23 protein-coding genes and 4 pseudogenes are annotated in these 26443 nt (G+C 58.7%); 13 read left to right on the forward strand and 14 right to left on the reverse strand.

What is annotated here, in order from left to right; translation table 11 throughout:
- Nucleotides 1-19: 19 nt before the first annotated feature.
- Nucleotides 20-658: pseudogene (locus tag EFD56_RS21350) on the forward strand (SOS response-associated peptidase family protein); the annotation flags it as partial.
- Between the two features lie 58 nt (nucleotides 659-716).
- On the opposite strand, the gene EFD56_RS21355 reads toward EFD56_RS21350, so the two are convergent.
- Together EFD56_RS21355 and EFD56_RS21360 are read right to left on the reverse strand one after the other, a co-directional pair.
- The gene (locus EFD56_RS21355) at nucleotides 717-1442 is read right to left on the reverse strand and encodes a hypothetical protein (protein WP_126906205.1); all 726 of its coding nucleotides are present in this window, start codon (nucleotides 1440-1442) and stop codon (nucleotides 717-719) included.
- A gap of 708 nt (nucleotides 1443-2150) precedes the next feature.
- Nucleotides 2151-3383, reverse strand: coding sequence for a serine hydrolase domain-containing protein (locus EFD56_RS21360; protein WP_126906206.1), 1233 nt, complete (start codon nucleotides 3381-3383; stop codon nucleotides 2151-2153).
- A gap of 189 nt (nucleotides 3384-3572) precedes the next feature.
- Here EFD56_RS21360 and EFD56_RS21365 point away from each other — a divergent pair, with 189 nt between their 5' ends.
- Both EFD56_RS21365 and EFD56_RS21370 read left to right on the forward strand, forming a co-directional pair.
- Nucleotides 3573-3854: a DUF982 domain-containing protein gene (locus EFD56_RS21365; RefSeq protein WP_126906207.1), complete on the forward strand. Its 282-nt coding sequence runs from the start codon at nucleotides 3573-3575 to the stop codon at nucleotides 3852-3854.
- Between the two features lie 442 nt (nucleotides 3855-4296).
- Nucleotides 4297-4500 carry a hypothetical protein gene (locus EFD56_RS21370; protein WP_126906208.1) on the forward strand — a complete coding sequence of 68 codons (204 nt, stop codon included), beginning with the start codon at nucleotides 4297-4299 and terminating at the stop codon, nucleotides 4498-4500.
- 466 nt (nucleotides 4501-4966) lie between these two features.
- On the opposite strand, the gene EFD56_RS21380 is transcribed toward EFD56_RS21370, so the two are convergent.
- Nucleotides 4967-5206, reverse strand: a complete 240-nt coding sequence (locus tag EFD56_RS21380; RefSeq protein ID WP_126906210.1) for a hypothetical protein — start codon at nucleotides 5204-5206, stop codon at nucleotides 4967-4969.
- A 203-nt stretch (nucleotides 5207-5409) separates the two neighbouring features.
- A pseudogene (locus EFD56_RS21385) lies at nucleotides 5410-6002 on the reverse strand (L,D-transpeptidase).
- A 163-nt stretch (nucleotides 6003-6165) separates the two neighbouring features.
- Here EFD56_RS21385 and EFD56_RS21390 point away from each other — a divergent pair.
- Nucleotides 6166-6609, forward strand: coding sequence for a hypothetical protein (locus EFD56_RS21390; RefSeq protein ID WP_164736852.1), 444 nt, complete (start codon nucleotides 6166-6168; stop codon nucleotides 6607-6609).
- A gap of 111 nt (nucleotides 6610-6720) precedes the next feature.
- The gene (locus tag EFD56_RS21395; RefSeq protein WP_126906212.1) at nucleotides 6721-8490 is read left to right on the forward strand and encodes an adenylate/guanylate cyclase domain-containing protein; all 1770 of its coding nucleotides are present in this window, start codon (nucleotides 6721-6723) and stop codon (nucleotides 8488-8490) included.
- A 93-nt stretch (nucleotides 8491-8583) separates the two neighbouring features.
- Here EFD56_RS21395 and ku (EFD56_RS21400) read toward each other — a convergent pair whose 3' ends face one another.
- The 4 genes from ku (EFD56_RS21400) to EFD56_RS21415 all read right to left on the reverse strand — a co-directional run bounded on the left by ku (EFD56_RS21400) (nucleotide 8584) and on the right by EFD56_RS21415 (nucleotide 12003).
- The gene (gene ku / locus EFD56_RS21400; protein ID WP_126906213.1) at nucleotides 8584-9396 is read right to left on the reverse strand and encodes a non-homologous end joining protein Ku; all 813 of its coding nucleotides are present in this window, start codon (nucleotides 9394-9396) and stop codon (nucleotides 8584-8586) included.
- Between the two features lie 11 nt (nucleotides 9397-9407).
- A complete protein-coding gene (ku, locus tag EFD56_RS21405) occupies nucleotides 9408-10313 on the reverse strand; it encodes a non-homologous end joining protein Ku (RefSeq protein WP_126906214.1) in 906 nt (301 codons plus the stop codon).
- A 213-nt stretch (nucleotides 10314-10526) separates the two neighbouring features.
- Nucleotides 10527-11627, reverse strand: a complete 1101-nt coding sequence (gene dinB, locus EFD56_RS21410) for a DNA polymerase IV (protein ID WP_126906215.1) — start codon at nucleotides 11625-11627, stop codon at nucleotides 10527-10529.
- A gap of 19 nt (nucleotides 11628-11646) precedes the next feature.
- On the reverse strand, nucleotides 11647-12003 hold the full coding sequence (locus EFD56_RS21415; RefSeq protein ID WP_126906216.1) for a hypothetical protein: 357 nt from the start codon (nucleotides 12001-12003) through the stop codon (nucleotides 11647-11649).
- Between the two features lie 273 nt (nucleotides 12004-12276).
- Between EFD56_RS21415 and EFD56_RS21420 the strand changes: the two genes are divergently transcribed.
- From EFD56_RS21420 to EFD56_RS21430, 3 genes are read left to right on the forward strand one after another with little or no spacing between them, the layout of a single operon-like run.
- Nucleotides 12277-13032: an ImuA family protein gene (locus tag EFD56_RS21420; protein WP_126906217.1), complete on the forward strand. Its 756-nt coding sequence runs from the start codon at nucleotides 12277-12279 to the stop codon at nucleotides 13030-13032.
- On the forward strand, nucleotides 12953-14467 hold the full coding sequence (locus EFD56_RS21425; protein WP_126906218.1) for a Y-family DNA polymerase: 1515 nt from the start codon (nucleotides 12953-12955) through the stop codon (nucleotides 14465-14467). The genes EFD56_RS21420 and EFD56_RS21425 overlap by 80 nt, the downstream gene beginning before the upstream one ends.
- Entirely contained in the window at nucleotides 14464-17727 is a 3264-nt protein-coding gene (locus EFD56_RS21430; protein ID WP_126906219.1) for an error-prone DNA polymerase, read from the forward strand. Before EFD56_RS21425 ends, EFD56_RS21430 begins: the two co-directional genes overlap by 4 nt.
- Before the next feature lie 226 nt (nucleotides 17728-17953).
- On the opposite strand, the gene EFD56_RS21435 is transcribed toward EFD56_RS21430, so the two are convergent.
- Nucleotides 17954-18511: a dihydrofolate reductase family protein gene (locus EFD56_RS21435; protein WP_206513424.1), complete on the reverse strand. Its 558-nt coding sequence runs from the start codon at nucleotides 18509-18511 to the stop codon at nucleotides 17954-17956.
- A 314-nt stretch (nucleotides 18512-18825) separates the two neighbouring features.
- Between EFD56_RS21435 and EFD56_RS21440 the strand changes: the two genes are divergently transcribed.
- Together EFD56_RS21440 and EFD56_RS21445 are read left to right on the forward strand one after the other, a co-directional pair.
- Nucleotides 18826-19599, forward strand: coding sequence for an SOS response-associated peptidase family protein (locus EFD56_RS21440; RefSeq protein WP_126906221.1), 774 nt, complete (start codon nucleotides 18826-18828; stop codon nucleotides 19597-19599).
- Between the two features lie 400 nt (nucleotides 19600-19999).
- Complete coding sequence (locus EFD56_RS21445) at nucleotides 20000-20314, forward strand: hypothetical protein (RefSeq protein ID WP_126906222.1); 315 nt, start codon at nucleotides 20000-20002, stop codon at nucleotides 20312-20314.
- 316 nt (nucleotides 20315-20630) lie between these two features.
- Here EFD56_RS21445 and EFD56_RS33725 read toward each other — a convergent pair.
- Nucleotides 20631-20757: pseudogene (locus tag EFD56_RS33725) on the reverse strand (DUF982 domain-containing protein); the annotation flags it as partial.
- Between EFD56_RS33725 and EFD56_RS21455 the strand changes: the two are divergent.
- Both EFD56_RS21455 and EFD56_RS21460 read left to right on the forward strand, forming a co-directional pair.
- Nucleotides 20758-21333 (forward strand): annotated as a pseudogene (locus EFD56_RS21455) (protein kinase family protein); the annotation flags it as partial. It lies immediately after the preceding pseudogene.
- 172 nt (nucleotides 21334-21505) lie between these two features.
- Entirely contained in the window at nucleotides 21506-22240 is a 735-nt protein-coding gene (locus EFD56_RS21460; RefSeq protein ID WP_126906224.1) for a metallophosphoesterase, read from the forward strand.
- 310 nt (nucleotides 22241-22550) lie between these two features.
- Here EFD56_RS21460 and EFD56_RS21470 read toward each other — a convergent pair whose 3' ends face one another.
- The 3 genes from EFD56_RS21470 to EFD56_RS21480 all read right to left on the reverse strand — a co-directional run bounded on the left by EFD56_RS21470 (nucleotide 22551) and on the right by EFD56_RS21480 (nucleotide 24184).
- Entirely contained in the window at nucleotides 22551-23378 is an 828-nt protein-coding gene (locus tag EFD56_RS21470; protein WP_126906226.1) for a DUF1236 domain-containing protein, read from the reverse strand.
- Between the two features lie 99 nt (nucleotides 23379-23477).
- Nucleotides 23478-23777, reverse strand: a complete 300-nt coding sequence (locus tag EFD56_RS21475; protein WP_126906227.1) for a DUF1236 domain-containing protein — start codon at nucleotides 23775-23777, stop codon at nucleotides 23478-23480.
- Between the two features lie 140 nt (nucleotides 23778-23917).
- Complete coding sequence (locus tag EFD56_RS21480) at nucleotides 23918-24184, reverse strand: BON domain-containing protein (protein ID WP_126906228.1); 267 nt, start codon at nucleotides 24182-24184, stop codon at nucleotides 23918-23920.
- Nucleotides 24185-24422: 238 nt separating this feature from the next.
- Here EFD56_RS21480 and EFD56_RS21485 point away from each other — a divergent pair, with 238 nt between their 5' ends.
- Entirely contained in the window at nucleotides 24423-25157 is a 735-nt protein-coding gene (locus EFD56_RS21485; protein WP_126906229.1) for an SOS response-associated peptidase, read from the forward strand.
- A gap of 178 nt (nucleotides 25158-25335) precedes the next feature.
- Here EFD56_RS21485 and EFD56_RS21490 read toward each other — a convergent pair whose 3' ends face one another.
- Nucleotides 25336-26274: a sialate O-acetylesterase gene (locus tag EFD56_RS21490; RefSeq protein ID WP_126906230.1), complete on the reverse strand. Its 939-nt coding sequence runs from the start codon at nucleotides 26272-26274 to the stop codon at nucleotides 25336-25338.
- Nucleotides 26275-26443: the final 169 nt, after the last annotated feature.

The following is a 26443-nucleotide window of genomic DNA, read 5'->3' on the forward strand; positions in this document are numbered from 1 at the left end:
TTGGTCCCTTGAGAGCGGAGCTGACGGCCGCAAGCAGCTTGTTCACGCGCGGTGGGGATTGCCGTCGCTTTTTTGCGATCAAGCAGGCGGCCGAGGCCCGGGCCGAAAAATTGCGGCAGAAGGGCAAGTCCGTCGACATGGACGTGCTCATCCAGATGGAACCGAACAAAGGCGGCACCAACATTCGAAATATCAACCTCGCGCACTGGGAGAAGTGGTTAGGTGTCTAGAGCCGTTGCATCGTGGCGATCACCAGCTTTGCCGAACCTGATCCCGCCAGTAAACAGGAGGGCGGGAGCACGCCGAACGCCTGGTCTACCTGGGACGAAGGTGAACCGCTGATGTTCTTCGCGGGGGTGCACATCCCGCAGTGGCAAAGCGTCCGAAAGGTCAAGGACGGGCTGACGACCGACGACCTCTACGCCTTGCTGACCACCGATCCCAATGACATCGTCAAGCCCGTCCATCAGAAAGCAATGCCGGCTCTGTTGCTGACGCAGGAAGAAGTGGACGTTTGGACGCGTGCCCGCTGGGAGGAAGCGAAGGCGTCGCCCGACCGCTGCCGAACGATAAGATGATGGTGACGTCAAGCGAACCCTATGGTTCGACCATCGTGACCTCCTCTGAGGAGTTGGTGCCCCGACCGACCGTGGTTTGATAGCCCAGATGACGACCTAAGCGGATGCTACGCAGACACAACGGGTCTCCGATCAGTATTAGCTTGCTTTCGGATTTACCTTCGCAAGGTATTCCTCGGTCGCGCTCGGATAACCTTCAAGAAGATGCCGCTCTTCGCAGGCACCTGTGGTAACCTTTACTTCATAACAAATTCGCTGTTCATTTGCGTAAGGTAATTCGCTGGCGCTAGCGCGATCCTCTCCGCCGATACGTTTGCTGACGGTAAATCTCTGAGTGCCTAAGATTAGTTTGCCCCCGTGCTTGGGCATTACGCACGTCTCAGCCGTGCGATTTTGACAGCCTGGATTTGGTTCGCCTGGACCGCCAGCAAAAACAGACACCTCATCGCCTAGAACGGTCGCCCGAACGACCTTGGAGGTATCTGCATCACCGCCACCGGAGCCGCCTCCACCGCACGCGGACCTGATCTGAAGGAAATCAGCCCAATTGCATGGTTGACCAAACGCAAATGCGGAAACGGTGAACATCAAAAAAATAATAAAGAAGATCACTATGCTCCAAATTAGTACGATGGCGATGGTAATTACATTTGAGCTTGCCGATATGATCAACTGAGACAGAACGATGACCAATACGGTTCCGAGGATTACGAGGGAAACGGCGATGATCGCCAGGCGGGAATACCCAATCATAGTCGCGATGATTGCGGCGGCTGCAGCAAGGGCAACAAGGCCCCACGCATATTTTGCAATAGGTGCCTGTTTGCTGGCCAACGTAAGCACTGAGATATACTGATTCAGCATTTCAGCCTCCCACTCCCCGATTAATTGTATTTTTATATTAACTTACACCTTTGCCAAGTCTGATGATTGAGGCAGCGATAGAATATCAATTTGGTCACTCACTGGACTTCCCGCCAACTTCAATTTCCTCATGAGCAATTGACCGGTGGTGAAGCTCTACCTCTGCCAAAAGCCAAAAGTTACTCCGGCGACTTGACCAACGAAATTGGCATCCCCACATCCGGCTTATGCTGGTGCATTGGCACCCCACAGAAAAAGGCCACGACGTTTCCCCCGCAGGGGTTTCATTGCGGCCCTAATGAAGGAAACTCCTGCGGAGCGTCGGCTTAACGAGCACGGGTATGGTCTGCCTTGGAGGCTTCTCGTGCAGCAATATGAAGGGGCTTAGAGTGTTTTCACTCCTCGCGCTGGAATATCGCAATACCAAGGGCGAGACTTACAGAAATGGTCCACTCCTTCGGTATTACCGATATGCGGATCATCGGTTTGATCTCGCTGCTTGCTAGAATTTTCCCTTAGTGGAAGATTGAGTGCCATGAAGCCTCTCGGTTCGCGCCGGGAGGCTTTTACATTGGGAGGGCTACTCCGCCTAGGGCGGGGGCAATCCGTCAACGTGACGGACGCCATCGACCTTCCTTCATCCGTGATCAAACAAGCTCCATATAGGACACCTGACCTGCTTTCGCTTCTTGTATGGGCAGCAGCTCTTCAGGCCCCTGTCAACGCACCATGGACGAGCGCACGTAGCTCTTTGCGCACTGGAATGGCGCTTGAGGGCAGCAGTTGCGTGAAGAGAATGACAACCATGTCGTCGACAGGGCTTACCCAGAAGAAGGTGCCTGCCGCCCCGCCCCAGCCATAGTCTCCGACCTGCGCCGAAATTTGTGCCTTGGCCGGATCAAGGACGACAGAGCCCAGCAGACCGAACCCGACGCCATCAAACTGGGTTTCGGCCCAAACTTCGGCTGCCAGCGAGGCAAGATCGCCCGGCAGGTGATTGCACGCCGCCAATCGCAAAGTGCGGGGACTGAGGATGCGTTCGCCGTTGAGTTCACCTCCAGCCCGCAGCATTTCGGCGAACCGCCAATAGTCGTCGATGGTTCCGACGAGCCCGCCTCCGCCGCAGAACGTGTCAACCTTGCCTTGCCGCCACTCCGAAACCTCCGGCGCTTCGTGCAAAGCCATTCCGCCAGCCGTGGCCTCATAGAGCGGGGGAAAACGGCTAATCTCAAACCCCGGCACAGAGAAGCCGGTGTCGGTCATGCCGAGGGGCTCGAAGATGCGATTCGCGAAGTACTTGTCGAGCGTCATTCCGGAAACGACTTCAACGATGCGGCCGATGACATCTAACCCGGTGCTGTATTGCCATTTCGTACCCGGCTCCCATTCCAATGGCAGCTCGGCGATCCTGCGCACCATCTTGTCGAGCCCACCGTAGGCAAGGGCGAGGCCGAGTTTTTCTTTGGCATAAGCTTCACCGAGTATTCCGGGGTTCGTAAAAAGGCTAAGGCCAGATGTGTGGGTCAGCAGATGACGGATCGTCATCTTCGTTTTGACGGGCACCGTTTGGTCGAGCGACGTTGCGTCCGGTATCAGAAGTTGCCTATTTTTGAATTCCGGCAGGTAAGCTTCGACCGGATCGTCGAGATGCACGCGCGCCTCCTCGTACAGCATCATCAGCGCTACGGCGGTGACAGGCTTGGTCATCGAGTAGATGCGGGCGATGAGGTCGCGCTGCCAAGGCCGCTTGGCTTCGACGTCGGCGTGTCCGGCGCAGTCGAAAAAGGCGAGTTCTCCATGACGCGCGATGAGCACCGCACCACCCGGCCAGCGCCCGGTGTCGGCATATCGCTGCATCCACCGCTTCAGTCGCGCCAGCCGCGGCTTGTCGAAGCCGAGGTCCCCAGGATCACGAACTGGTTCGCTACCAAATTGACTCATCGCGCAAATGTCCTGTCGCTGGCGAAGGTCCTTCGGACAATCCTGCGCTTTCCCCGCATTATTGCAATAGTCGCCTGCTCCTCACCTTTGTTGAAATGCCATCGGGAAGGTTTTAGTCGTTGTTGCGGGCGTCCGAGTTTTCGCAGCAGACGGCGAACGCTCCTTGCGAGGATAAGAGGGACTCTTGGCATGCCGAGGCTCGGCTTAGTGAATTGGCGAAGGAACGATGACTTCGCTCCATTGGTGCTTGTGATGAGTGGTGAGGAAGAAAACATGCTCGTCCGATCACTAGGTGAGGTTGCCAAGGCTCTCGTCGTGGGATGGCCCGCAGACAACGGAAAAGAATACATCGCGGCCGTGAAGGCGTGCCTGGATGCCATCCAAGGCGATATCCCTGCCAAGACAGCGCGCGCCGCGCTCATTCGCGCTGCGGAGGAAGCCGGAATACCGGTTGTTGCAGCCGTTCACTGATAGGATAGCTCGGCCTTAGTGTGCGCGTGGAGCACCAGCTCCTAGCTGCTCTTGAACCGCGACAGACCCGAAACCATCTCATGGCACGACGCGCATGCGTGAAGAACGAGGGAAGAGCGATGAGTTATCACCGGCATGACCAGCCGCTGACATCGGAAGACCTATCAAAGTGCCAAATAGTCCTTGAAGAATTCTGCTCTGCGAACAACGTCTCGTCTCCCTCTGACGAAGCCTGAGGCCGCTCGTGGATGCAGCGCGTGGGATTTTGGACCCGGGCGCATCGCCACAAGAGGCCGAGGACTGAGGGTTCTCTGCCCACCATTGGAAGCATGCGCTTTCGTGTCGATCGTGTTCCCGAAAGACCAAAGAATCGCCTGCCCAAGATCATGGTGGGAACAATGGCATGTCATGGCTTGTTAGCTTCGGAGAAGAGGACAAGGCCATGCTCAGAATCCTAAATTCGCGCCAAATTGTTGTCTCGTCTGATCGTCTTCACGACTGCAAGGAATATCTCGAAAGCGAATTTCATCTGATGATTGATCATGCTCTCAGTGTCGGCTGGTCTCTCGATGAGGTGACCCTTGCGCTTAACGGCCTCGTCGCTGAGGAGGTCGCCGTGCCGGAGCGAGCAATCACCCTTCATTGAAATCCCCGCTACGAGACGGCGGGGCCTTAAACGCCAGTCATCATGACCTCTTCACAAATATGGAGTATGCTGTGTCTGCCGCCCCCTTGGCCTAGTGCATAGGTTCGGACGGGGAAGGATACCGTGGAGAAAATCCCTACTTTCACACTGCGCAACGGAGACCTTGAAGTTCTCACCGCGGTCCTCGCCGCATGGTACCAAAAGAACCACGTGGACCCGGAAAGCGAATGCGCGCGGGCGGCAACTGCCACTGCGCTTGATCTGTTGGAAGCTGGGTTCAGGACCCGCGAAGACCTGTCAATCGCGCTCGCCGATGCACTTCACCCGAATGCTTAGCGCGACGCAGGTTTAGTGCACGGCGACGCCTCGATATGGAAAGAGATCGGATCACGATACCGCAGCGTGCGACGTCTCGAGAACAGACGTTCGGTAAACCGCCGATTGGCTCAGAGGCTACACTGACGGTTTATCGTGTCGGCGGCTTCGTGGTCAGGTGTGCCCAAGCGGCACGGAGCTTTTGGAGCCGTGAAGAAGTGCGCTCCCTTGCTGGAGGAACCAACATTCCGTTGCGAAAATCGGCCAAGGCCTGGGCTTCCAGCCTCGTTTTTTCGCTCGAACCTTCCCGATCGACGATTGACCTGCCGGTCTGATGGTCGACGACCGACCACATTCCGTTTTCGAGTGCTTGAATGTCGTAGCGCTGCATGACTGGAGCCATAGATTGGACGCTCCATACCAGCTTGAAATCCCCTTGAAATCAACTGGAGCGGTGCACTACTTCACGCATACTTTGATGGGATGGTGAACCTCGGGTTACCCCAGCAGAACCCAAGGGACCGGTGTGGCCACGAGCAGACTGCTAGGCATTTTGAGGCATAGATTATTCAGGGATCACCGCTGGACGATCACTCAGGTCCCCGGCTGGACCATATCGTAAAGTTCCTCGACGTCCTCGCGGTACATTCGAAAACAACCACTCGACGCATTGGTTCCGATAGAGGACGGGTCGTTGGTGCCGTGGATGCGGAGCAGCCCGTCGGCCAGGTAAATCGCGCGGGTTCCAAGCGGATTGGCAGGGTCAGCCTCCACGACCGCTGGAAGCCTCGGGTTCTTCTGCCGCATGCTCGCCGTTGGCCGCCACTCGGGATGCATTCGCTTCGACACCACCAGGGTCGACCCGTACCATTGTTTCCTTCGCGCCCGACGGCAATGGGGTAAGCGAACTGCTCTCCGCTTGCCGTCGTGTAGATAAGGGTGTGCTCACGTGTCGCGATGACGATGGCTCCCCTTCCAATTCGCGTCGATGGCTCCCGTCGTTCTTGCAACGGTTCCCGATAACCAGGTTCTGGTTCGTAGTAGGGAGGTGGGGGGTACGGGCTGTACGGGTCATCATACCCATAGGGGTCGTATTCCTCGTATCCATCATACGGCGCGTAAACTTGGGCTTGGGCATGCGCCGCTGTCAGGAAGAGGACCGCAGCAAGGAGAACTAGCAATCTCATTCTTCGCCACCCGGTTGTTATAAAGACTTTATTGGTTCCAACCCTATGGCGTCATGATGGCCGACCGCCACCCGTTCGGACCTGAATGGTGAACGCCAAATTAAGGCGAAAAAGCTGATGATGTGAAATTGACCTCGCGCGCTCGCTGGCTCTATCGTGGTGCATGACGAATGTTCTCAGCTTCAAATTTGAAAATATGGACGAAGCCACGACTGCCGTCTTTCCGTGCGTGGATGGCGTAGGACTAGATCGGCTTGTGGCTGATTTCGAAGAAGCCGCTGGCTATCGCGATCCCGCTGGTGGCTATGGCGGTCTCATACCCTCATTCTATCGCTTCGGTCCCCTGCGGAACTATTTCCTCGGTCAGGAAGCACCCGTGACGGGCGACGAGCAGGGGGAAATTTATCTGTTGTCGTGTGATTGTGGTGAGGTGGGATGTTGGCCCCTGATCGGCCAAGTTCGCCTGCACCCAGACAAGGTGATATGGGATGGGTTCAGTCAGCCGCACCGACCAAACCGGAATTATGAGAGCTTTGGCCCGTTTGAGTTTGACCGCATGCAGTATGAACAGGCCGTCGAGACGCTGGTTCGATACGACGATCTCTGATTCAACCGTAAGCGCTGTCGCCCCGGCAGCCTGATGTGGCTCTCCGGATCGCCGCGGATGCGCCCGCGACTTTGACGTGATACTCTGCCCTCCAAACAGGCGGAGTGAGCGATGGGGCGTCGCCTTACTACCATTCTTTCGGCCGACGTGGCCGGCTATAGTCACCTCATGGGCGCTGACGAAGAGCGTACGCTTGGCGCGTTTCGGGTCTGTCGCGACACCATTGGCAGGCTAATCGAAAACCACGGGGGGAGGATATTCGGTGAAGCCGGGGACGGCGTCATCGCGGAGTTTGGCAGTTCTGTCGAGGCGGTGCGGGCCTCCGTCCAAATCCAGACGAGTCTGTCTCAATTACCGCTCGACCTGCCAGGCGATCGGAAAATGCAATTCCGGATCGGCATCAACCTCGGGGATGTCATGGTCGAGGCCGGAAATCTTTATGGGGACGCCGTCAACATCGCCGCTCGAATTGAAGGGTTCGCCAAACCAGGGGGCGTCGCAGTCTCATCTGCTGTCCGTGATCAGGTCGGCAAAAGGCTTGATCTCGCTTTCGAGGACATGGGCGAGCAATCACTGAAGAACATAGATCGACCGGTCCACATCTATCACATAATCCTCGATGGCTACGAACAGGCGGCAACTGCGTACGTTTCCCCAAGGCGATCGGCTACAGAAAAGCCGTCGATCGCAGTCCTGCCCTTCACCAGCTTTGCGGTCGATGATCGATGGGAACGGATCGCAGACGGGATCGTGGAGGAAATTATCACTGATCTCGTCCGGCACGGCGAGATGGCTGTCATCGCACGTTCCTCGACCTTCGCCTTCAAGGGGAAATCGGTGGACCTCCGTGACGTGGGCCGATCTCTCAGTGCCGACTACCTGCTTGTTGGAAGCATACAGGTCTCCAGCTCGAAAATCCGTCTTAACGTCCAACTCGTTGACTCCGAAACCGGAGTTCACGTCTGGGCGGAACGGCTGGAGCGTTCGGAAGGCGACCTTTTCGATCTGGAGGATGCCGTGGTCGAGGCCGTAGCCGGCAGCGTCTGCGGGATGGAAGGCGCTGTCGTGCGTGCGCACCTCGCTCGTTTGGGCAGAAGGCGGCCGGCGACGCTCGAAAGCTTCGAACTCTTCCTGCTCGGTCTCGAGGGTGAGAGGACATTCGACCGGGAAAGGACATTGGAATCTATCGATTTCTTGCAGAGAAGCTTGGCGCTCGACCCAAAATTCGCCCGCGGCTGGCTCGTCTTGGCCTATTGCTGGGAGCACGTGACGTCCAACTTTTGGCAGAGTGACATCGACTTCGCGCGGCAGGAACGGCGGCGCGCAATTTTCAAGGCTGCAGACCTCGATCCAAACGACCCGCTGGTAAAGATCGAGGTAGGCGACATGTACTTTGAGGATGGCAATGGCGTGGCGGCGAAGGCGGCTTTCGAACAGGCGCTGGCGAGCGGTCGAACCAATGCCGACGCCATGACGCTGATTGCAAAATATGTGGCGGGCATTCTGGGCAAACCCAATGAGGCGTTGCAGGTCATCGACCGCGCGCTGCGGCTCCATCCTTTTCCTCCAAGCTGGTATTACATGAACAAGCTTCGCGTCTGCTATTTCGTCCGCGATTACGCATCGGGCCTTGAGGCAGTTTCCGGCTCTCCAGACACCCCGACCACCCGGTTGTTCGAGGCGCTTTGCCTCGCAGGCATCGGACGGAAGAACGACGCCGAGAAAGTCGTGGAGGAGATGAAAAGACGGTATCCGGACTTCGAACCATCGGTCCTCGCGAGTGAAGCCTGGATCAATGGAGCCGAGGCACTGAACCAATTCGCCAATGGACTACGTGAGGTCGGGCTAGCCACCGCCGCAATACCTGACGGTGGTGACTAGCCCGTCAACTGCCGCAACCACGACCATGGTGGCACGTCCAACCTACGAATAGGCGGTACGCATCGACATTCACCGATGCCATTGAATTCCTCCTTATCCGGCCTTACGCGATTTCAGGTCGTTCTCGAGGGACTTGCGAAGGGCGTCCATGATGTTGACGACATTGGAGGCCGGAGCGGTTTCAGGTTTCTTGCCTTTCGTGGTCTTCCTTGGTTTCAGTGCTCTCTTCTTCTCTTCGATGAGGGCCAGCAAGGCTTCCTGTATGGGATCGGTGACCATGGTCGGTGACCAATGTTTCGTCCGCTGTTTGATCAGCTTCTCGACCAGGGGCAGGGCATCCTTCTCGGAGTCGCTGTCAATCCCTTCGAAGTAGGATTCCTCCGGACGCACCTCGTCGCCGAAGCGAAGGGTCCAGAGCACGATGCCTTCGTCGCGGGGCTCGAGGATGACCGCCCGTTCCCGGCGACCGATGACAAGTTTCGACACGCCGACCACCTTCGACGCCTTCATCGCATCGCGGATGACGGAAAAGGCCTCATGGCCGACCGGATCGTCAGGCGTGAGGTAGTGGGCTTTCTCCAGATAGGTCCACCCGATGGATTCGGCTGGCACGAACTTTTCGATGTCGATTGTCCGGACGGTGTCGAGCGCCACAGAGTCCAGGTCGTCGTCCGTCAGGATCACGTAGTCGTTCTCGCCGCGGGCGTAGCCCCTAACATCGTTCCCATCTTTGACGGGCTTGCCCGTGACGGAATCTACGTATTGCGAGACGACGCGGTTCCCGGTTGCCCGATTGAGTGTGTGAAAACGCACCTTCTCGGACTCCGAGGTCGCCGACGACATTGTCACGGGGCAGGTGACGAGGGATAGCTTGAGATAACCTTTCCAATAGGGACGGGGTGCCATCGTTCGCTGTCCTATCCCGCCTTACGCTGAGGGGCGGCCGATGTGGCTGCCTTGGCCGCCCCGCGCGTCGCACGCTGCCGTTGGGTGCCTTTGTTGGCATTGGCGGCCGTGCGTTTTGGTTGTCCGGTGGATTTGCCTGCCAGGCCGGCGCTTTCGCGAAGGGCCGCAAGAAGATCATTGGGTTTCGAGACCTGAACCTTTTTCGGCTTGGGAAGAGACTTGCCTTCGATCTTGGCTTTCACAAGCTCCGCCACCGCCTGTTCATAGCGGTCGTCGAAGGTGGCGGGATCGAACTCTCCGATCTTCGTCGAGATGATGTGCTTGGCGAGATCGAGCATTTCGCCTTCGATCTTGAGTTTCGGTATCCCCTCGAAGGCTGCCTTCGAAGATCGGACCTCGTAATCGTATTGCAGGGTCGTTGCGATCATCCCGTTGCCATGGGGGCGAATGAGCACCGTACGCATTCGCCGGAACAGGACTGTCTTCGCAATGGCGGCGACCTTCGATTTTTTCATTCCGTCCCGAAGAAGCGTGAACGCGTCCGATCCGGCGCGGTCGCTCGGGGTCAGGTAGTAAGGCTTGTCAAAATAGACGTCGTCTATCTCGGAGCATGGGACGAATGCCTCGATCTCTAGGGTCTTGTTGCTTTGGGGAATTGCAGCGGCGATCTCTTCCGGATCGATCATGATGTAACGACCGTCGTCGATCTCGAAACCCTTGGTCTGCTCCTCTTTCGGGACCGGGTCCTCGGTCTCGCTATCGACGAAAATGCGGTTCACCCGGTTGCCCGTCGCTTTGTTCACGGTGTTGAAGGTGATGCGTTCAGCGGTGGACGCAGCCGTGTAGAGGGCCACCCCGCAGCTGACTTCTCCAACTTTCAGAAAGCCCTTCCACTGGGCACGGTGTCCTGACGCCATGACGCGACCCTCCGAATCAGTGATTCGCGACTCAAAGACGTGCGAAGGTGATTCGTTCCGACTCGAAACGAATCATTTTTCAATGACTTACGACCTGATGTTGAGGCTCTGAATCGGGGACGCCTTAGCCGGGTAGATTAGCGTGTCGCCGGCCTACTCAGCCAATATCGGCTGTCGCTGAAGCAGCGCCTGAACCAGGAAAGGCCAGCGTGGCTACGTGAACAGCAGCAACTGTGGCGGTTCGCGCTCCGCCGCCTTGCGCTCCAATGACGACAACGTCACGCCGAGCAGTCTGATGCCTCGGCTGGCTGGAAAGATCGCCCGCAGGAGCGAGTTCACCGCATCCTTCAAGTCGGCGAATGAGCCGAAGGGCACTGCAGTCGTCTTGCTCCGAGTGATCTGGATGAAGTTGTCGTACTTCACCTTGAGCGTCACCGTTTTGGCGCTGATTTCATTGGCATCACAATAGGTCCAGACCTTCTCCATCAACGGCCGAATGCCTTCCCAGGCCGGATCGAACGAATGAATGTCCACCTTGAACGTATCTTCCGCGCCAACGGATTTTCTGACGCGGTTGGGTTTAACCTGCCGGTCGTCAATGCCGCGTGCGATACCATGGAAGTAGGGGCCCGACTTTCCGAAATGGTCGATCAGGAATTCGAGGCTGCGGGCTTTGAGATCAGCGCCGGTCTCGATGCCAAGCCGGTTCATCTTCTCGGCTGTCGCAGGGCCAACGCCGTGGAATTTCTTGACAGGCAGGACCTCCACAAAGGCCGGGCCGTTTTTCGGAGTGATGACCGCTTGACCGTTCGGCTTGTTGAGGTCGCTCGCCATTTTCGCGAGGAATTTGTTGTAGGAAATCCCTGCAGACGCGTTCAATCCCGTAGCCGCCTTGATCTTGGCGCGTATCTCCAGTGCGATCTCGGTCGCGATGTCCATGCCTTTAAGGTTTTCGGTGACGTCGAGGTAGGCTTCGTCGAGCGAGAGAGGCTCAATCAACGGCGTGTATTCGGCAAAGATTTCTCGAATTTGCTGGGAGACGGCTTTGTAGACGTCGAAACGCGGCCTGACGAAGATCAAGTCAGGGCATTTCCGCTTGGCCGTTATCGATGGCATAGCCGAGTGAACACCGAATTTGCGAGCCTCGTAGCTTGCCGCAGCGACGACGCCGCGTGCCTCCGAGCCGCCGACAGCAACGGGCTTGCCGCGGAGATCGGGATCATCCCGTTGCTCGACGGATGCGTAGAAGGCATCCATGTCGATATGGATGACCTTGCGCTGTCGATTGGCTGTGTCGTGTGGCGCGTCGCTCATGGGTGTTCAGGGGTTTCGCTTACGAAAGGCAGTTGCCATCCGGCGCGTCCTCGTCTTCGTCTGGCGGGAAGAGCAGCAACTCCTGCTCATATTCAAGCTTCGCGATCTGATCGAACAACGACTGCTCGTAGTTGGAAAGGATGCTGCCGAGATGCGCAAGCGTGTCGACAGGTAGCTCGCTGCCATCATCCGTCGTCACAGCGATCCTTCCCGCGTAGACGACGTCAATATAGGCTTGAACCGTTTGCAGTTCGCTTTTCGCGAATTCGATTTTGGCCCCAATGGCGGTTATGCGCAGCTCGTCGGCAGTGACTCCGAAGGCGATACCCTCCAATCTCTGCGGGCTCTCGTCAAATGAGATCACGTTGTCCGTCATCGACTTTCCTCCTGTGCTTTGACGTCAGGAACGAGTAGCGCTGGGAGTTTTCGACAGGAATTTTTTCTTATCGATGACATTTTAGAGCCTGTCGACAGTTCATCCGTACTTGTTTGAATCCATTCGATCTTCGGCTTCCGACCATGCCGCTGGGTTGCAGTTCGAGAGCTGCTCGCCCGTATATGCGCATTGACTCACATTTCATTCGGGAACAAATAGGGAACATACTCGCTTTTGAACGAGATGAAAACCTGATTTTGACAAGGGCCCCGAATGGCGCAGACCGCCGCGAACCTAATTATCTCCGATCTTCGAGATCGCATTCAGCACCTCGAAGGGGCAGTCGCGCGATCCAAGTCGGTCATTCCATTCGGGCTGGCCGAAATCGACGAACGCCTTCCGGGTGGCGGGTTAGTCCATGGCGCTGTCCATGAGTTCGCCGGAGGCGGAGCAGGGGCCGTTGATGGGGCGGCGGCTGCGCTCTTTGTTGCTGGGATCGCGGCCCGGACGAAGGGCATGGTCGTCTGGTGCCTGGCTCGGCCGGACCTGTTCGCTCCGGCGCTGGCTCAGGTGGGTCTCCATCCTGATCGCGTCATCTATGTCGAAGCGATCAAAGAGGAATATGTCCTTGAAGCCTTCGAAGAGGCCTTGCGGTTCCGTGGACTGGGCGCGGTCGTCGCCGAAACGGTGCGTTTGCCGATGGTGATTTCGCGCCGCCTGCAGCTGGCCGCCGAAGGTTCCGGCACTATCGGTCTGATCATCCGACGATGGCGACGGCAGACCGAGGCCGGTGATTTCGGGCATCCGACGGCAGCGGCCACGCGATGGCGAATATCGGTCCTGCCGTCCGAACCGCTTCCAGTTCCGGGCGTTGGGCGAGCGCGATGGCTGGCGGAGCTGATCAGGGTCAAGGCAGGTGAAAGCGCAGATTTCGAAATAGGTGCATGCGATGCCCAGGGTCGTATCAGTCTTCTTTCCGACGCTGGCGACGGATCGGATCAGACGCGCCGATCCGTCCATAGCGGTTGACGGTCCGCTGGTCGTTGTCGCCAGGAGCGGCTCGAAACGATGGCTATCCGCTGTCGATTCGAACGCCGCCAGGCTTGGCCTGCACGTTGGCATGGCGGCCGCCAAAGCACAGGCCTTGGTACAGGGCCTCCAAATGGTCGATGCCGATCCCGCCGCTGATCGTACAGCCCTCGAACGCCTGACGCTCTGGGCGCTGTCTCAATATTCGCCGGTGGTGGCAGCCGATCCGCCGGATGGCATCGTCATGGACACCGAGGGAGCCGATCATCTTCGGGGAGGCGAAGAGCTGATGCTATCCGGTCTCGTGAACCGGTTTCGCGCACGGGGACTGCCAGCTCGCGCCGTCGTTGCCGACACCTGGGGAGCCGCATATGGGCTGGCGCGATCCATGATGGCCGAGACCAAGGTCATTCCCACTGGGCGGACAGCTGATGCAGTTGCGCGGCTTCCGCTCTCGTCGCTGCGGCTCAATCCCGAGACGGTGATCAGTCTGCATACGCTTGGCTTCCAAACCGTCGGCGAGCTGGCCGCGACACCGCGTGCGCCGTTGGCCCTTCGCTTTGGCCCCGAAATCGGTCGCCGTGTCGACCAAATGATGGGCCGGGTTGCCGAGCCGATTGATCCGATCCGTTGCCCAGAGATCATCGAAGTCCACCGTGCCTTCGCCGAGCCGATCGGTGCGGCCGAGACCATCGGAAAATACATCGCGCGGCTCGTGACGAAGCTCTGTCTGGAACTCCAGGCAAAGGGGCTGGGCGTCCGCCGCACGGACCTGATCGTCCACCGCGTCGACAACACGATCCAGGCACTCAGGGCCGGGACGGCAAAGCCGGTGCGCGACGTTGTTTGGTTGACCAAGCTGCTGCGTGATCGCATCGAACGCATCGATCCCGGTTTCGGCATCGAGAAACTCAGTCTCGCCGCCACCATGGTCGAGCCACTCGAGGACAAGCAAATTGCTTCCAGCCTGGTAGAAGATGCCGCGGTCGATGTCGGTGCTTTCGTCGATGTCCTGGGCAACCGGGGAACCTATCGCATCTATCGCGTGGCACCGGTCGCCAGCGACGTTCCGGAACGATCGGTCCAACGCGTATCGCCGGTGGCCGCCGAGGTTGGAAAAACCTGGCCGATGATCTGGCCCCGCCCGGTGCGCCTGATGGGCCGTCCCGAACTGATCGAAGTCATGGCTCTGCTACCTGATCATCCGCCCGTCTGGTTTACCTGGCGTGGCAAACGGCGGCGTGTGAAGCGGGCGGACGGACCGGAGCGCATCTTCGGAGAATGGTGGCAACGAACGTCGGAATGGGCTGCCGTCCGCGACTATTTCACCGTCGAGGACGAGACCGGCGAACGTTATTGGATTTACCGGTCCGGTGACGGCGTCGATCTCGATACCGGCTCCCATCGATGGTTTATTCACGGGACGTTCGCATGAGATACGCGGAACTCCAGGTGACGACGCATTTCAGCTTCCTCAGAGGCGCATCCTCGGCGGAAGAGCTGTTCGCGACGGCGAAGGAACTGGGCATCGAGGCGCTTGGCATCGTCGACCGCAATTCGCTCGCTGGCATCGTGCGGGCGCTCGAGGCGTCTCGTGCCACCGGCCTACGGCTGGTCGTCGGCTGTCGCCTTGATCTGCAGGACGGTATGTCGATCCTTGTCTACCCTACGGACCGGGCCGCCTATTCGAGGCTAACCCGGCTGCTGACGCTCGGCAAAGGCAGAGGCGGCAAAGCCAACTGCATTCTGACCCTCGACGACGTCGCCATCTATTCCGATGGCCTCATCGGCATCCTCGCGCCCGACCTGCCTGACGAAACCTGTGCGATCCAGCTCCGGAAGATGGCCGAGGTTTTCGGTGACCGGGCCTATGTTTCGCTATGTCTGCGCCGGCGACCGAACGACCAGGTGCGGCTGCACGAAATTTCCAACATGGCAGTCCGGCACCGGGTGAAGACGGTCGTCACCAATGATGTCCTGTTCCACGAGCCCGGCCGCCGCCAGTTGCAGGACGTGGTGACCTGCATCCGCACGGGAAGCACAATCGACGACGTCGGTTTCGAGCGCGAACGGCATGCCGATAGGTTCCTCAAGCCGCCGGAAGAGATGGAGCGTCTCTTCGGTCGCTATCCGGAAGCGCTCGCCCGGACGATGGAGATCGTCGAGCGCTGTCGCTTCAGCATGGAAGAGTTGACCTACCAGTATCCAGAGGAGGCCATCGTCCCCGGCATGACCGCCCAGCAGTCGTTGGAGCATTATGTCTGGGAATGCATGCCCAACCGTTATCCAGAGGGGCTGCCTGCCCACGTGGAAAAGATCATCCGCCATGAATTGGCGCTGATCGAGACCATGCGGTATGCCCCCTATTTTTTGACGGTTTTCTCCATCGTCCGGTTCGCCCGATCTCAGGATATCCTCTGTCAGGGGCGGGGTTCCGCCGCCAACTCGGCCGTCTGTTTCGTGCTCGGCATCACCTCCATCGATCCGGATACCAACGACCTGCTGTTCGAGCGCTTCGTTTCGCAGGAACGAGACGAACCACCCGACATCGACGTTGATTTCGAACACGAGCGACGCGAGGAGGTCATCCAGTGGATTTACAAGACATGCGGCCATCACAAGGCGGCGCTCTGTTCGACGATCACCCGCTATCGCACAAAGGGTGCGATCCGGGATGTCGGCAAGGCGCTCGGCTTGCCGGAGGACCTGATCAAGGCATTGTCGTCCGGCGTCTGGGCCTGGTCAGAGGCGGTCGGCGAAAAGCAAGTCAGGGACCTCAACCTCAATCCCGAGGATCGGCGTCTCGCTCTGACTCTCCAGCTTGCCCAGCAGCTGATGGGAGCGCCACGCCATCTTGGGCAGCACCCTGGCGGTTTCGTCCTCACGCACGATCGTCTTGACGATCTGGTTCCAATCGAACCGGCCTCGATGGCGGATCGTCAGGTGATCGAATGGGACAAGGACGACGTTGAAGCCCTCAAATTCATGAAGGTCGACGTGTTGGCACTCGGGATGCTGACCTGCATGGCCAAGAGCTTTGCGTTCCTCGCGCAGGAGAAGGGCATCGATCTCGATCTCGCGACCATTCCTCAGGAGGACCCGGCCACCTATTCGATGATCCGCAAGGCCGACACGTTGGGCACCTTCCAGATCGAGAGCCGGGCGCAGATGAGCATGCTGCCCCGCATGAAGCCAAGGACCTTTTACGACCTCGTCATCCAGGTCGCCATCGTGCGGCCGGGACCGATCCAGGGTGACATGGTGCATCCCTACCTTCGTCGCCGGGAAGGGAAGGAGAAGGTTGAATACCCGACGCCGGAGCTGGAGGCAGTCCTCCACAAGACGCTTGGCGTTCCGCTATTCCAGGAATCGGCGATGAAGGTGGCGATGGTCTGCGCGGGATTCTCAGGCGGGGAGGCGGACCAGTTGCGTCGGGCAATGGCGACCTTCAAGTTCACGGGTGGCGTCAGCAAGTTCGAGGACAAGCTCGTCTCCGGCATGATCCGAAACGGGTATTCACCGGAATTCGCGAAGCGGACGTTCGGTCAGCTAGAGGGCTTTGGCTCCTACGGCTTCCCGGAAAGCCATGCGGCGAGTTTCGCCCTGATCGCGTATGCGTCGAGCTACATCAAATGCCATTTCCCAGACGTCTTTTGTGCGGCACTGCTGAATAGTCAGCCGATGGGCTTCTACGCACCGGCCCAAATTGTTCGGGATGGGCGGGAGCACGGTGTCGAGGTTTGGCCGGTTTGCGTGAACCAATCGCGATGGGACTGCACGCTGGAAGCTATCGATGGCTCGGCTCGGCATGCTGTTCGGCTCGGGATGCGCCTGGTGCGAGGCTTGGCAACGGCGGATGCGGCTCGGATCGTTGCTGCCCGGGCAGATCAGCCCTTCGACAGCGTCGATGACATGTGGCGACGGTCTGGTGTTCCCGCTGGCTCGTTGGTGGAACTTGCCGAAGCAGATGCCTTCCTGCCATCTCTCGGGCTGGAACGGCGTGATGCGCTGTGGGCTATCAAGGCGCTCCGGGATGAGCCGCTGCCTCTCTTTGCGGCCGCGGCCGAACGCGAGGCACGAACGATTGCCGAGCAGCAGGAGCCGACGGTCGAGCTGCGGCAGATGACCCAGGGGCACAACGTCGTCCTCGATTACGGGCATACCGGCCTGACACTGCGGGAACACCCCGTCAGCTTCCTTCGCAAGGAATTGGTCGAGCGCCGTGTCGTTACCTGTGCCGAAGCGATGTCGGCCCGCGAGGGCCACTGGCTGATGGCGGCTGGTCTGGTTCTCGTCCGCCAGCGGCCGGGGTCGGCGAAAGGCGTGATCTTCATGACCATTGAAGACGAGACGGGCGTCGCCAACGTCGTCATCTGGCCGAAGCTGTTCGAACGATCACGTCGGATCGCGCTCGGTGCCTCGATGATGGCGATCAACGGCCGCATCCAGAGAGAAGGCGACGTCGTGCATCTCGTCGCGCAGCAGCTGTTTGATCTGTCGGGAGACTTGACGGGCCTTGCCGATCGCGATCTGGAATTCAGGCTGCCGACGGGGAGGGGCGATGAATTCGGACATGGCACGCTAGGCAGGCCGGATTCGCGTGAGCGGTCGGGGCAAGGGATGAAGTCACGGGACATCTTCATTCCTGACCTGCATATCGATCAGCTGAAAGTGAAGAGCCGCAATTTTCACTAGGTCCCAACGTTTACTGAGCAAGCTGGCCATTTCTCGGCTGTCGCCCAATAGCGACTTTACCCATCCGCTCCAATGACCTCAGGGACCGAGTCAGCGTCATTTATCAGCACAAGGGGCCCGTACGTCAACGCGAGACGGGAGAGGATGCGACGGATCAACGGCTCATGCCCTTTCTCGAAGTGCAGCTTTTGGGGTTCGTGAACGCTGGTGGCATGGGTCGGCGGGCTCAGCGGCGGACGCGGTAGCGGATGTGCGTGGCCTCGGGTGTATCGATCACCCGAACGATCTCCAACTCGACGCGCGATGGTAAGACTTCGAACATTCGGCGGCCACATCCGAACAAGACTGGAACCTGGTGTATTTGCAGTTCGTCGAGCACGCCAGCTTCCAGTGCCCGTTGCGCCGTATACGCGCCAAGCACCAACACGTCCCGGTGCCCGGCGGCGGCCTTCGCCTGCGCCATTGCGCTCGCGATCCCGTCGCTTAGGTATTTGACCAACGGATAATTCGCGACGGATGGCCCGGGCGGCCTGTGACTGGGCACGAAGATCGGGACACCGTTATTGTCGCCGCCCCAGTGATCGACTTGCTCGATGGTTCGCCGACCCGCCAAAATCGCACCTGGGGCGTTCCACTCGTCCCACAATTCTCCGACCGGCCCGGTTGGCCGGGAAAAATCCCCGTACCAATCGTGCAGCCGCATAAAGTCGTCGCCGCCAGGATTGCCCACTTCATCGTTGGGTCCCGCGATATACCCGTCCACTGACATGGACATGAAGAGCACTGATTTAGACACTTTGATCTCCTGTGGTCTTTTTGCGAATTGGGGCGGCGGGAATTCGCTCTCGCGGGCGGTCTTGATGTGCCAAGGACGCTCTCGCGACGCTGACGCCGACATCCCGAATACTTATTTTGAGTACTGCCCTATCTCACCAGGAGCCGAACCATGTCGAGCCGACTGGTTTGGTCCGGCTCATAACCAGCGAACCCTATTCCATCACCACAATGGGACCAGACAGCTTGGGCGTGATTAGCGGCAATTTGACCTCCAGCCGGAAACGCATAGGCTGTCCGCAAACGCGCAACGGAGGCCGCCGCATGTGCAATCTCTACCGCATGGAGGACAAGGACTGGGTCAGCAAATGGGCCCAGGACGCCGAAAGCCTGATCAATCTGATGCCCGCATACCAGATGAACCCGGACCAGATTGGCCCGATCGTGCGTAACACCGCCGACGACCGCAAGCAGCTTGTGCATGCGCGGTGGGGAATGCCGTCGCCGTTTTTCGCGATCAAGCAGGCAGCTGAAGCCCGGGCCGAGAAATTGCGGCAGAAGGGCAAGCCCGTCGATATGGAAATGCTCATCCGGATGGAGCCCGATAAGGGGACCACCAACATCCGAAATCTCAATCTTCCGCATTGGAAGAAATGGTTCGGCGTCCAGAGCCGCTGCATCGTTCCGGTGACCAGCTTCGCCGAACCGGACCCTGCCAGCAAACAGGACGGCGGAAACACCCCGAACGCTTGGTTCGCTCGTGATGAGAGCAAGCCGCTCATGTTCTTTGCGGGTGTGCACGTCTCCCAATGGCAAAGCGTCAGGAAGGTGAAGGACGGCCTGACGACCGACGATCTCTATGCCTTCTTGACGACCGATCCCAACGACGTCGTCAAGCCGATCCATCAGAAGGCGATGCCAGTTCTCCTGCTGACACAGGAAGAGGTTGATGTTTGGATGCATGCACCTTGGGAGGAAGCGAAGGCGCTGGCCCGGCCGCTGGGGAACGAACAGATTATGGTAACGTCACGGGAGCCTTATGGTTCGACCATTGTCACCACTTCGGGGGAGCCGGCGTCGGAGCCGACACTTTTCTGAGCCCGCACGTCGTTAAGCGATCTCTTGCCGGGATCGATTAATAGTGTGCTTCCATCTCGGAGCCGCTTGCCTTGTATCCGCGAAGGCCACTCACTGCTTTATTGGTTTCGCTTCCGCTCATGGGATGCCGGGGCGTGAGCGCAACGGTCCGTTTTAAGGCAATTGCATTGGCGACGGTTGACGGCCAGCCTGTTGAAAGCTCCTCAGTAATGGAAGTTTCTTGTTCGAAGGTGATTCAGAACCTGATCGGCAATGGGGGATCGCCCGCCTTTCCGGCGAGGCATTGATCTTCGATTTTGGGGGCAAGGGCAGACCTCGAAACGGCAACATGGGGATGTTGCTCCGCCAAACCACTGAGTAGTACTGTTAGCGTCTCGCAACCCCGCTACGGGAGCATATCATGCCAGAACCGCAGCCTTTCGCAATTCTCGCCCCTGTCCCTTTGGTTCACCTTGAATCCAGCGCGGAGGTGCTGGTCGCGCAGGTGTCGGTCGCGTTCGGTTCCAATAGCTACGAGGTATTCAACAAGGTGGATGGGCTTAGGGATGGCAACCGGGTACGCGTTCTGATCTACGTCTCTCACGAGGGTGCCGAGGCCCAACCAAGCTACATGGTGAAATGGCGTGGCTGGTATGTGGGTCAGGTGTGGAATGATGACGGCCGACACCCCGAAGAGAAGTTCCGTCCGCCCTCAGCGACACGCCTTCGTGGATGACGTTTTGGCATGTCTCCGAACTCGAGGAGATGGACAATAAGCACTGGTTTCCAATCAGCAAGGTTCCCAAGTTCAAAGGCGGCTGGACGAAATTGAAGCCCCCGCGCGGTCCGGTTCTAGTGGGGTTGCCTTCCGCGTTGGAATAGGCAACCGATGATCTCGACTAATCGACAGCCTTGTCGTGCTTCCATCTGGTCAGAAAGAGGGAACTGGCCACGCCGACCGCAGTTACGGCGTCGGCGACGGCCTGTCATACGAAATCCAAAACATGGTTACTCGCGGAGATGGCAGCAGATGAGCCGCGACCGAGGACTTGCTACCCTCGGAGCGACGCGACCGGCCTCCACGGGCACTGGCTGCTCGACGACAGTGAGCGCTGCGATACCCGCCTCATGGGCCGCACGCAGGAACGCGTCCCGAAATTGCTCCGGAGCGATCTGACCGAACTGATCCACTACCTCGACAGTGAAGGCAATGCACGTTCCAGTGCCGATCCCGACGACTGCGGCCGGCTGTTCGTGGACGGTCTGGTGGTGATGAAATACATGGAGGGCGGACCGCCCGAGACGCAGTCCGACTGGCGTCGCGTGACCGACACGCTCCGCGAGCTGCATCGGTTGACACAGGGCTGGCCGCAGCGCCCAGGCTGGCGATCGTCGACCGATCTCCTGCATGCCGAAACCGGAACGAGGATCGACCTTTCCGCAATGCCGCCCGAGGGCGTTATCCGATGCCGGGCAGCGTGGGCGCGGCTCATCGGGCGTCAGACATGCGTTGTCCACGGCAACCCCAACAGTCCTGCCAACGTTCGCATGACCGCCGATCGGGTGGCGTTGATCGACTGGCACGAGTCACATGTCGACGTGCCCGACCTCGACCTGGTCCTGCCCGGGAACGCCGCCGGTCTCGACGATGGTGGGCACGACAACGCCGCGCAAGCGTCAGCCGCATGGGAGGCCACCGTCTGCTGGCAAGACGAGTACTCCGTCAAGCGACTCGCCGAAGTTCGAGCGGTCTGAGCAGTTTCGGCGTAAGCGCCTTTTGCCTCGCACCTTCACCACGCCCGTTGTGCCGTTTCGAAGATCACCGCTGTGACAGGCGAGTGGCCTTTCTCCAGCTTTACTTCATCTTCCGAAACCGCATGTTCGGCCGTAGGGTACGACCATGAAAGAGGGATGTACGGAGGTGCCAATGATCGTAGCGCAGATTTCCGATATTCACGCTGCACCGAGTAACGACAACCTGCTGCGGCTCAACCGCGCATTGTCGTGGCTTTCCGCGCTTGAGCCGGATGCGCTTGTCGTGTCGGGAGACCTAATTGATGATGACTGGACCGATGGTTACGCTGCGATAGCAGCCCGTCTTGAAGCCTTGAATTGTCCGTTCATGTTGGTGCCGGGTAACTCCGACGATCGGCAATTCATGCGAACCGCTTTCGCGACACGTTATGGAGCGGTTGACGACTGCGACGCCATGCATTTCCGCGCGCAGATCGGAGGGCTCGGGTTAGTGGGAATTGACACCTGCCTACCCGGTACTTCGGCGGGCGACGTTGTCCAGCATCTTGCTTGGCTAGAACGAGTACTGGAGGAGCCAGCCTCATGCCCCACGCTTCTCTTCGCGCATCACCACTTCGTGCCAAGCGGAATCGCGCCGATGGATGCGGTGATCGCGGAGGGTAAAGCCGAGCTTGGTGACTTGTTGACCCGGCGCTCTCTTGCGCCAATCGCTATATCCTCGGGCCATGTCCATCGGCCAATGAGTGCCATGTTGGCGGGAATCCCAGCACATATCTGTGGCTCGATCTGCCCAGCTAACCCGCTATGGTTCGGGGGCCGGAATATTCCCGGCGTGAACGAGCCACCGATGATCATGGTTCATCGTCTCACTGGCGATGGACTGGTAAGCAGTCACGTCGCCGTCTGAACGGCAATCGACTTCATGGACGAGCAACGAGAGTTCCTCGGTGGTTCACCGGCAACGCCCCAGTCATAGCGTCCACACTCAAAGCGTTGACGCCGCCACGATGGGATAAATGTCCCGTCGAACTCTGGGGAACCCAAACCCGTGCTGGCGCACGGGGACCTGATGAAAGTGCGAGACTGCCGACAATGGCGGCCATAGCGATCAAGATGACGACGATCGGGAAGCCGATGCGAGACCGTTTTTCTTCATGATAGATCATTGAATACTCCCGTCCCCGGCGGCGGCAAAAGCCCCGCCGGGGAACAGCCGGTTATACCTCGATAATGTAGACAATCGTCAGCGCATCAGGATCGACAATGACGATCCGACCATCCGCAAGGACGAAGAATCGGTAGCCTTCGTATTGCGGGACTATCTTCACAACGCGCGGCGGCAGCCTTTCAAGGCGGACCTTCTTCGGTATTTTCGTTCCGACAGAGACCGTGAAATCGACTTCCTTCACCGGAGCAACATGAACTTCCTTCACCACCGTTCGAATTTCGGTCTGCTGCTCGACGGAGATGTTGACGTTGGTTTCGGAAGAACTCTTGCTGGTCGTCGACGCGTTCTGATCGGTTGACTGCTTCGATGCATCACCGCTTTGCGTGGTGCTGCCACTGCTCGTTCCCTCAGCCGGCTTGGCATTCTGCGTGCTGCTCTTCGAGCCTGTGGTGGCCGAGCCACTGGTGTCCGTAGTGCCAGACTTGGTGGTGGCTTTCTGTTCTGTAGTCGTGCTCCCGCTGGCGTCTGTCGAACCTGGCTTGGTTTCTGTCGAAGACTTCCCGGACGCGCTTCCGCTCGTCGACGTGTTGTCGTTCGAAGGTTGCTGGGCGCTCTTTTGCGTGTCGGAACCTTGACCTGCTTTCTGCTGCGATGACTGACCCTTGCCCTGCGGGCAGGCTCCCGAAGCGTCTGGCGTACAGTCGGTGCCGGTGCTCTTGCCGCTGGTACCAGAGCCGGATTGTGTGTCCGACTGCGAGCCGGACTGGGCCTGGCCGGTCTTCTGTGTGTCCTGCTGGGCTGTGGCCGGCAGCGTTGCGAGCGGCGATACGCCGAGCGAGAGCGCCGCGATCAGAATGGCGAGATGGCTGCTTTTCATGATCGATCTCCGAGATTTGGACACGCGATGCAATCCGCATTCTCGTGCGGTGCATGCGTGCCCTTGTTGTTGGAAGGGGCGGCTCGAGCCGCCGGTCGGTCACTTGACGACCTGGATCACCTTCCGCGTGGAAGGCTCGACGATCACACGCTCATCGTTGACGATCGCGTATGCATATGTCGGGTCATCGGGAATTGGCGTCACGACCACCGTTTCCGGCAGCGGCTGCCCGACGACAACCTTCTCCTTCACCACGACGCGTTCAGTCGGGGCGGGAGCCTTTTGAACAAAGGTCACAACCTTCTCCGGCGGTGTTGCAATGACTGTCGTAGATTGCGCAAAGGCGGATGCCGACGCCAACAGGACACCGACGGAAATTCCTAGTGCTTTGATTTTCATCTGATCTTCCTCCTTGATGCGGTTAGGTCCGCTCTAGGCCGAACCGGGAAAGGGAGGAAGTGTTCCCGGGGTGGGACTTCGTACCGGGGCTTGGCCCGACCTTGGTCCCTGGTCCTATTGAGCGCCGGGCACTGACATCATTAGGGCGGTGGGAAGCGGCTCAACATTCTGTCCTGGACATTTTCCGACCCTACGATCGTCGCTGCAATCGCGATGATTTTGTCGCGATCCGCGGCCTTTGATATGTAGCCTTCGAGCAGAACGACGGGGCCGAGCATTCTGATTTCGACGGCGCTGCTGTCAACATCCGGATCGGCGGCAAGGGTTGCCGAGATGGTCGCGATTGTCGCCGCCGTACTGTGGCCTTCCGGACAGTGCTCCCCATGATTGTTGGGGCCAAACTTCATTTTCTCGTTCCTGTTCCGCCGTGCCCCTCCCATGGACCCTCATTTTGCCTCAAAAACAATATGTGTAGCGGCCGTAAGGTTGCCAGCCCGACTTAGGTCCCCCGTCTGAGTGACCATAATCTGTGGCGAATGCCCGAATGACCACAGGGGAGATTGGAAAATGCTGAAGACCGCCATCTATTGACGTGGAGCACCGACAGCCAGATCGGCCGCCCAGGAATAAGTACGAGATTTTCGAATGTGCCGTCGCGTCTATATCAATCGTTCGTTTGAAGAGCTGGCCGAAAGTTTTAGCTTCGCTAGGCGAGGTAACGTCGACGATCTTGGCGGCCGACTGCCGAGATACAACGGTGGCCCCGCAGAGGTGTACCATGTCATCATTCAAGACGCTGAGCGCCAGCGGGATCGTCCAAAGCCTGCCATCGCCATTGCTCGTTGGGGCTTCATTCCGTCATGGATGGACCGGCCGCGTCGTCAGCCGCCCGTCCACGCTCGGAGTGAAGATATAGCTTTGAACGAGCTATTCCAGGACGCTTACCGATCGCGCCGCTGCCTGATCCCGGTAAGCGGTTTCTTCGAATGGCTGGACATCTCCGGGACTGACAAGAAACAACCCTACGCGATCGCCATGAAAGACCGGTCGATGTTCGCGCTGGCAGGCATTTGGGACATATGGCGTCATCCTGCCGGCATCGATATCCGAAGCTTCGCCGTCGTCACCTGCCCCGCGAATGAGATGATGGCGACGATCCACGATCGGATGCCTGTCGTGCTTCGTCCCGAGGATTACAGGCGCTGGCTGTCACCAGACCCAAACCCAAGCGAGCTAATGAAGCCCTTCGATGACGACGCGATGACGATGTGGCCTATTGCCCGGCGCGTATTGACTATCAGAAGGGTAGGGCCGGAGGTCATAAATCCCGTTGACCTGAGCGCCAACCAGGTTCGCAGTAGGATTACTAAGTTCAGATAAATTGACGATCTTCCGAACTGTGTCATCCTGCTACCTATCCGCCCCTCGGTGCCGCATCGCTAATAAGGCGGCATCACCCTGATGCAAGATGCCCCCTTCTGCGGGGCATCTTGTCGTTTCGGGTGCCGGCAATTCAGGACGATTTCGCAGGGACCAGAGCGTGCAATCGCCGACAAGACTATCTCGAGCTTTCAAGGCGGCGGTCGCCGCTCAGAAGGTCCAGCCAGGCCAGCGATACTTTCTCCGCGCCGGAGCCCCCGATGTGGCAATCGTCGTAGCGGTCGTCTCCATCGAGCAGCGCGTCAGAATCCACGCCCTCTCGGATGCCGTGGCCGCTTTTCGACAGGGCCAGCTGCGCCCGCACGATCGCATTGTCCGGAATATGCTCCTTGAAGCCGCCGTTGCTCGGTTCGAGGCATTTCGATGCGATCGAAATGTAAACGGGTGCTTCGATGCCGTGCTGACGCAATGTGTCGACCATCGACATGAACTGGTCCTGATAGGCCTCCGTGGTGGTGCCCATAACGAGGTCTTTTTCTCCTTGCACCCAGAGGACGCTCGTTACCCGGTGGCCGGAATCCTGAAGCTGTTTCATTGTATCGACCAGCACTGGATTGAGGTCACCGCCTTTCGCCCATCGTGCGACCTCGGAGCCGGAATAGGCGAGCGGTACGAGGATGACGCTGTCATTTTGGCCCGAGGCGATCAGTTCGTTCCCAAGACGCGTCCAATACTCTCCCTTGGTATCGGTCGATCCAAGAAGTGGCGAGGCCGCGACGAAGCACCGCTTGTCAAAGGCGTTTACAACGCGAGCGCCATAATTTGACCGGTACCGTTGCCCACCGTCGTTGGCGGCGTTCGATTGGCCTAGAATGAGTAGGACAGCAGTTCGATCGGTTTGAACCGGGCAGGGCACAGCCGATTTTGTTTCATCGCCGATGAGTCGCTCCTTGTCGTCGAAGGTATAACGGCTTGGAGCCGCCGGCTTCTCGCCGCCAACTGTTTTCTTCAGCGCGGAAAGTTGCGGCCAAGGAAATATCTCATGTCTCGCGCTCTCGCCGCCGACAAAGTACAGGGCGATCAAAGCCGCCAGACCGACTACTATTGTTTTGCGCATGTCGTTACCTTTAAAGATCATCCGAGGACGTTGAGCCTAGTTTGACCCTGTCAAAGCTGCTCACGCCATGAAGGTTACTTTTACCTCAGCAACATCTGCTTGCTCGGGCATCCTAAGAAAGAGATCGTCTGGCTGCCACCCCGACCTAAGTCCGGGATACCACCGGGCG

This window comes from Rhizobium phaseoli (genome assembly GCF_003985125.1).
Taxonomy (GTDB): domain Bacteria; phylum Pseudomonadota; class Alphaproteobacteria; order Rhizobiales; family Rhizobiaceae; genus Rhizobium; species Rhizobium phaseoli.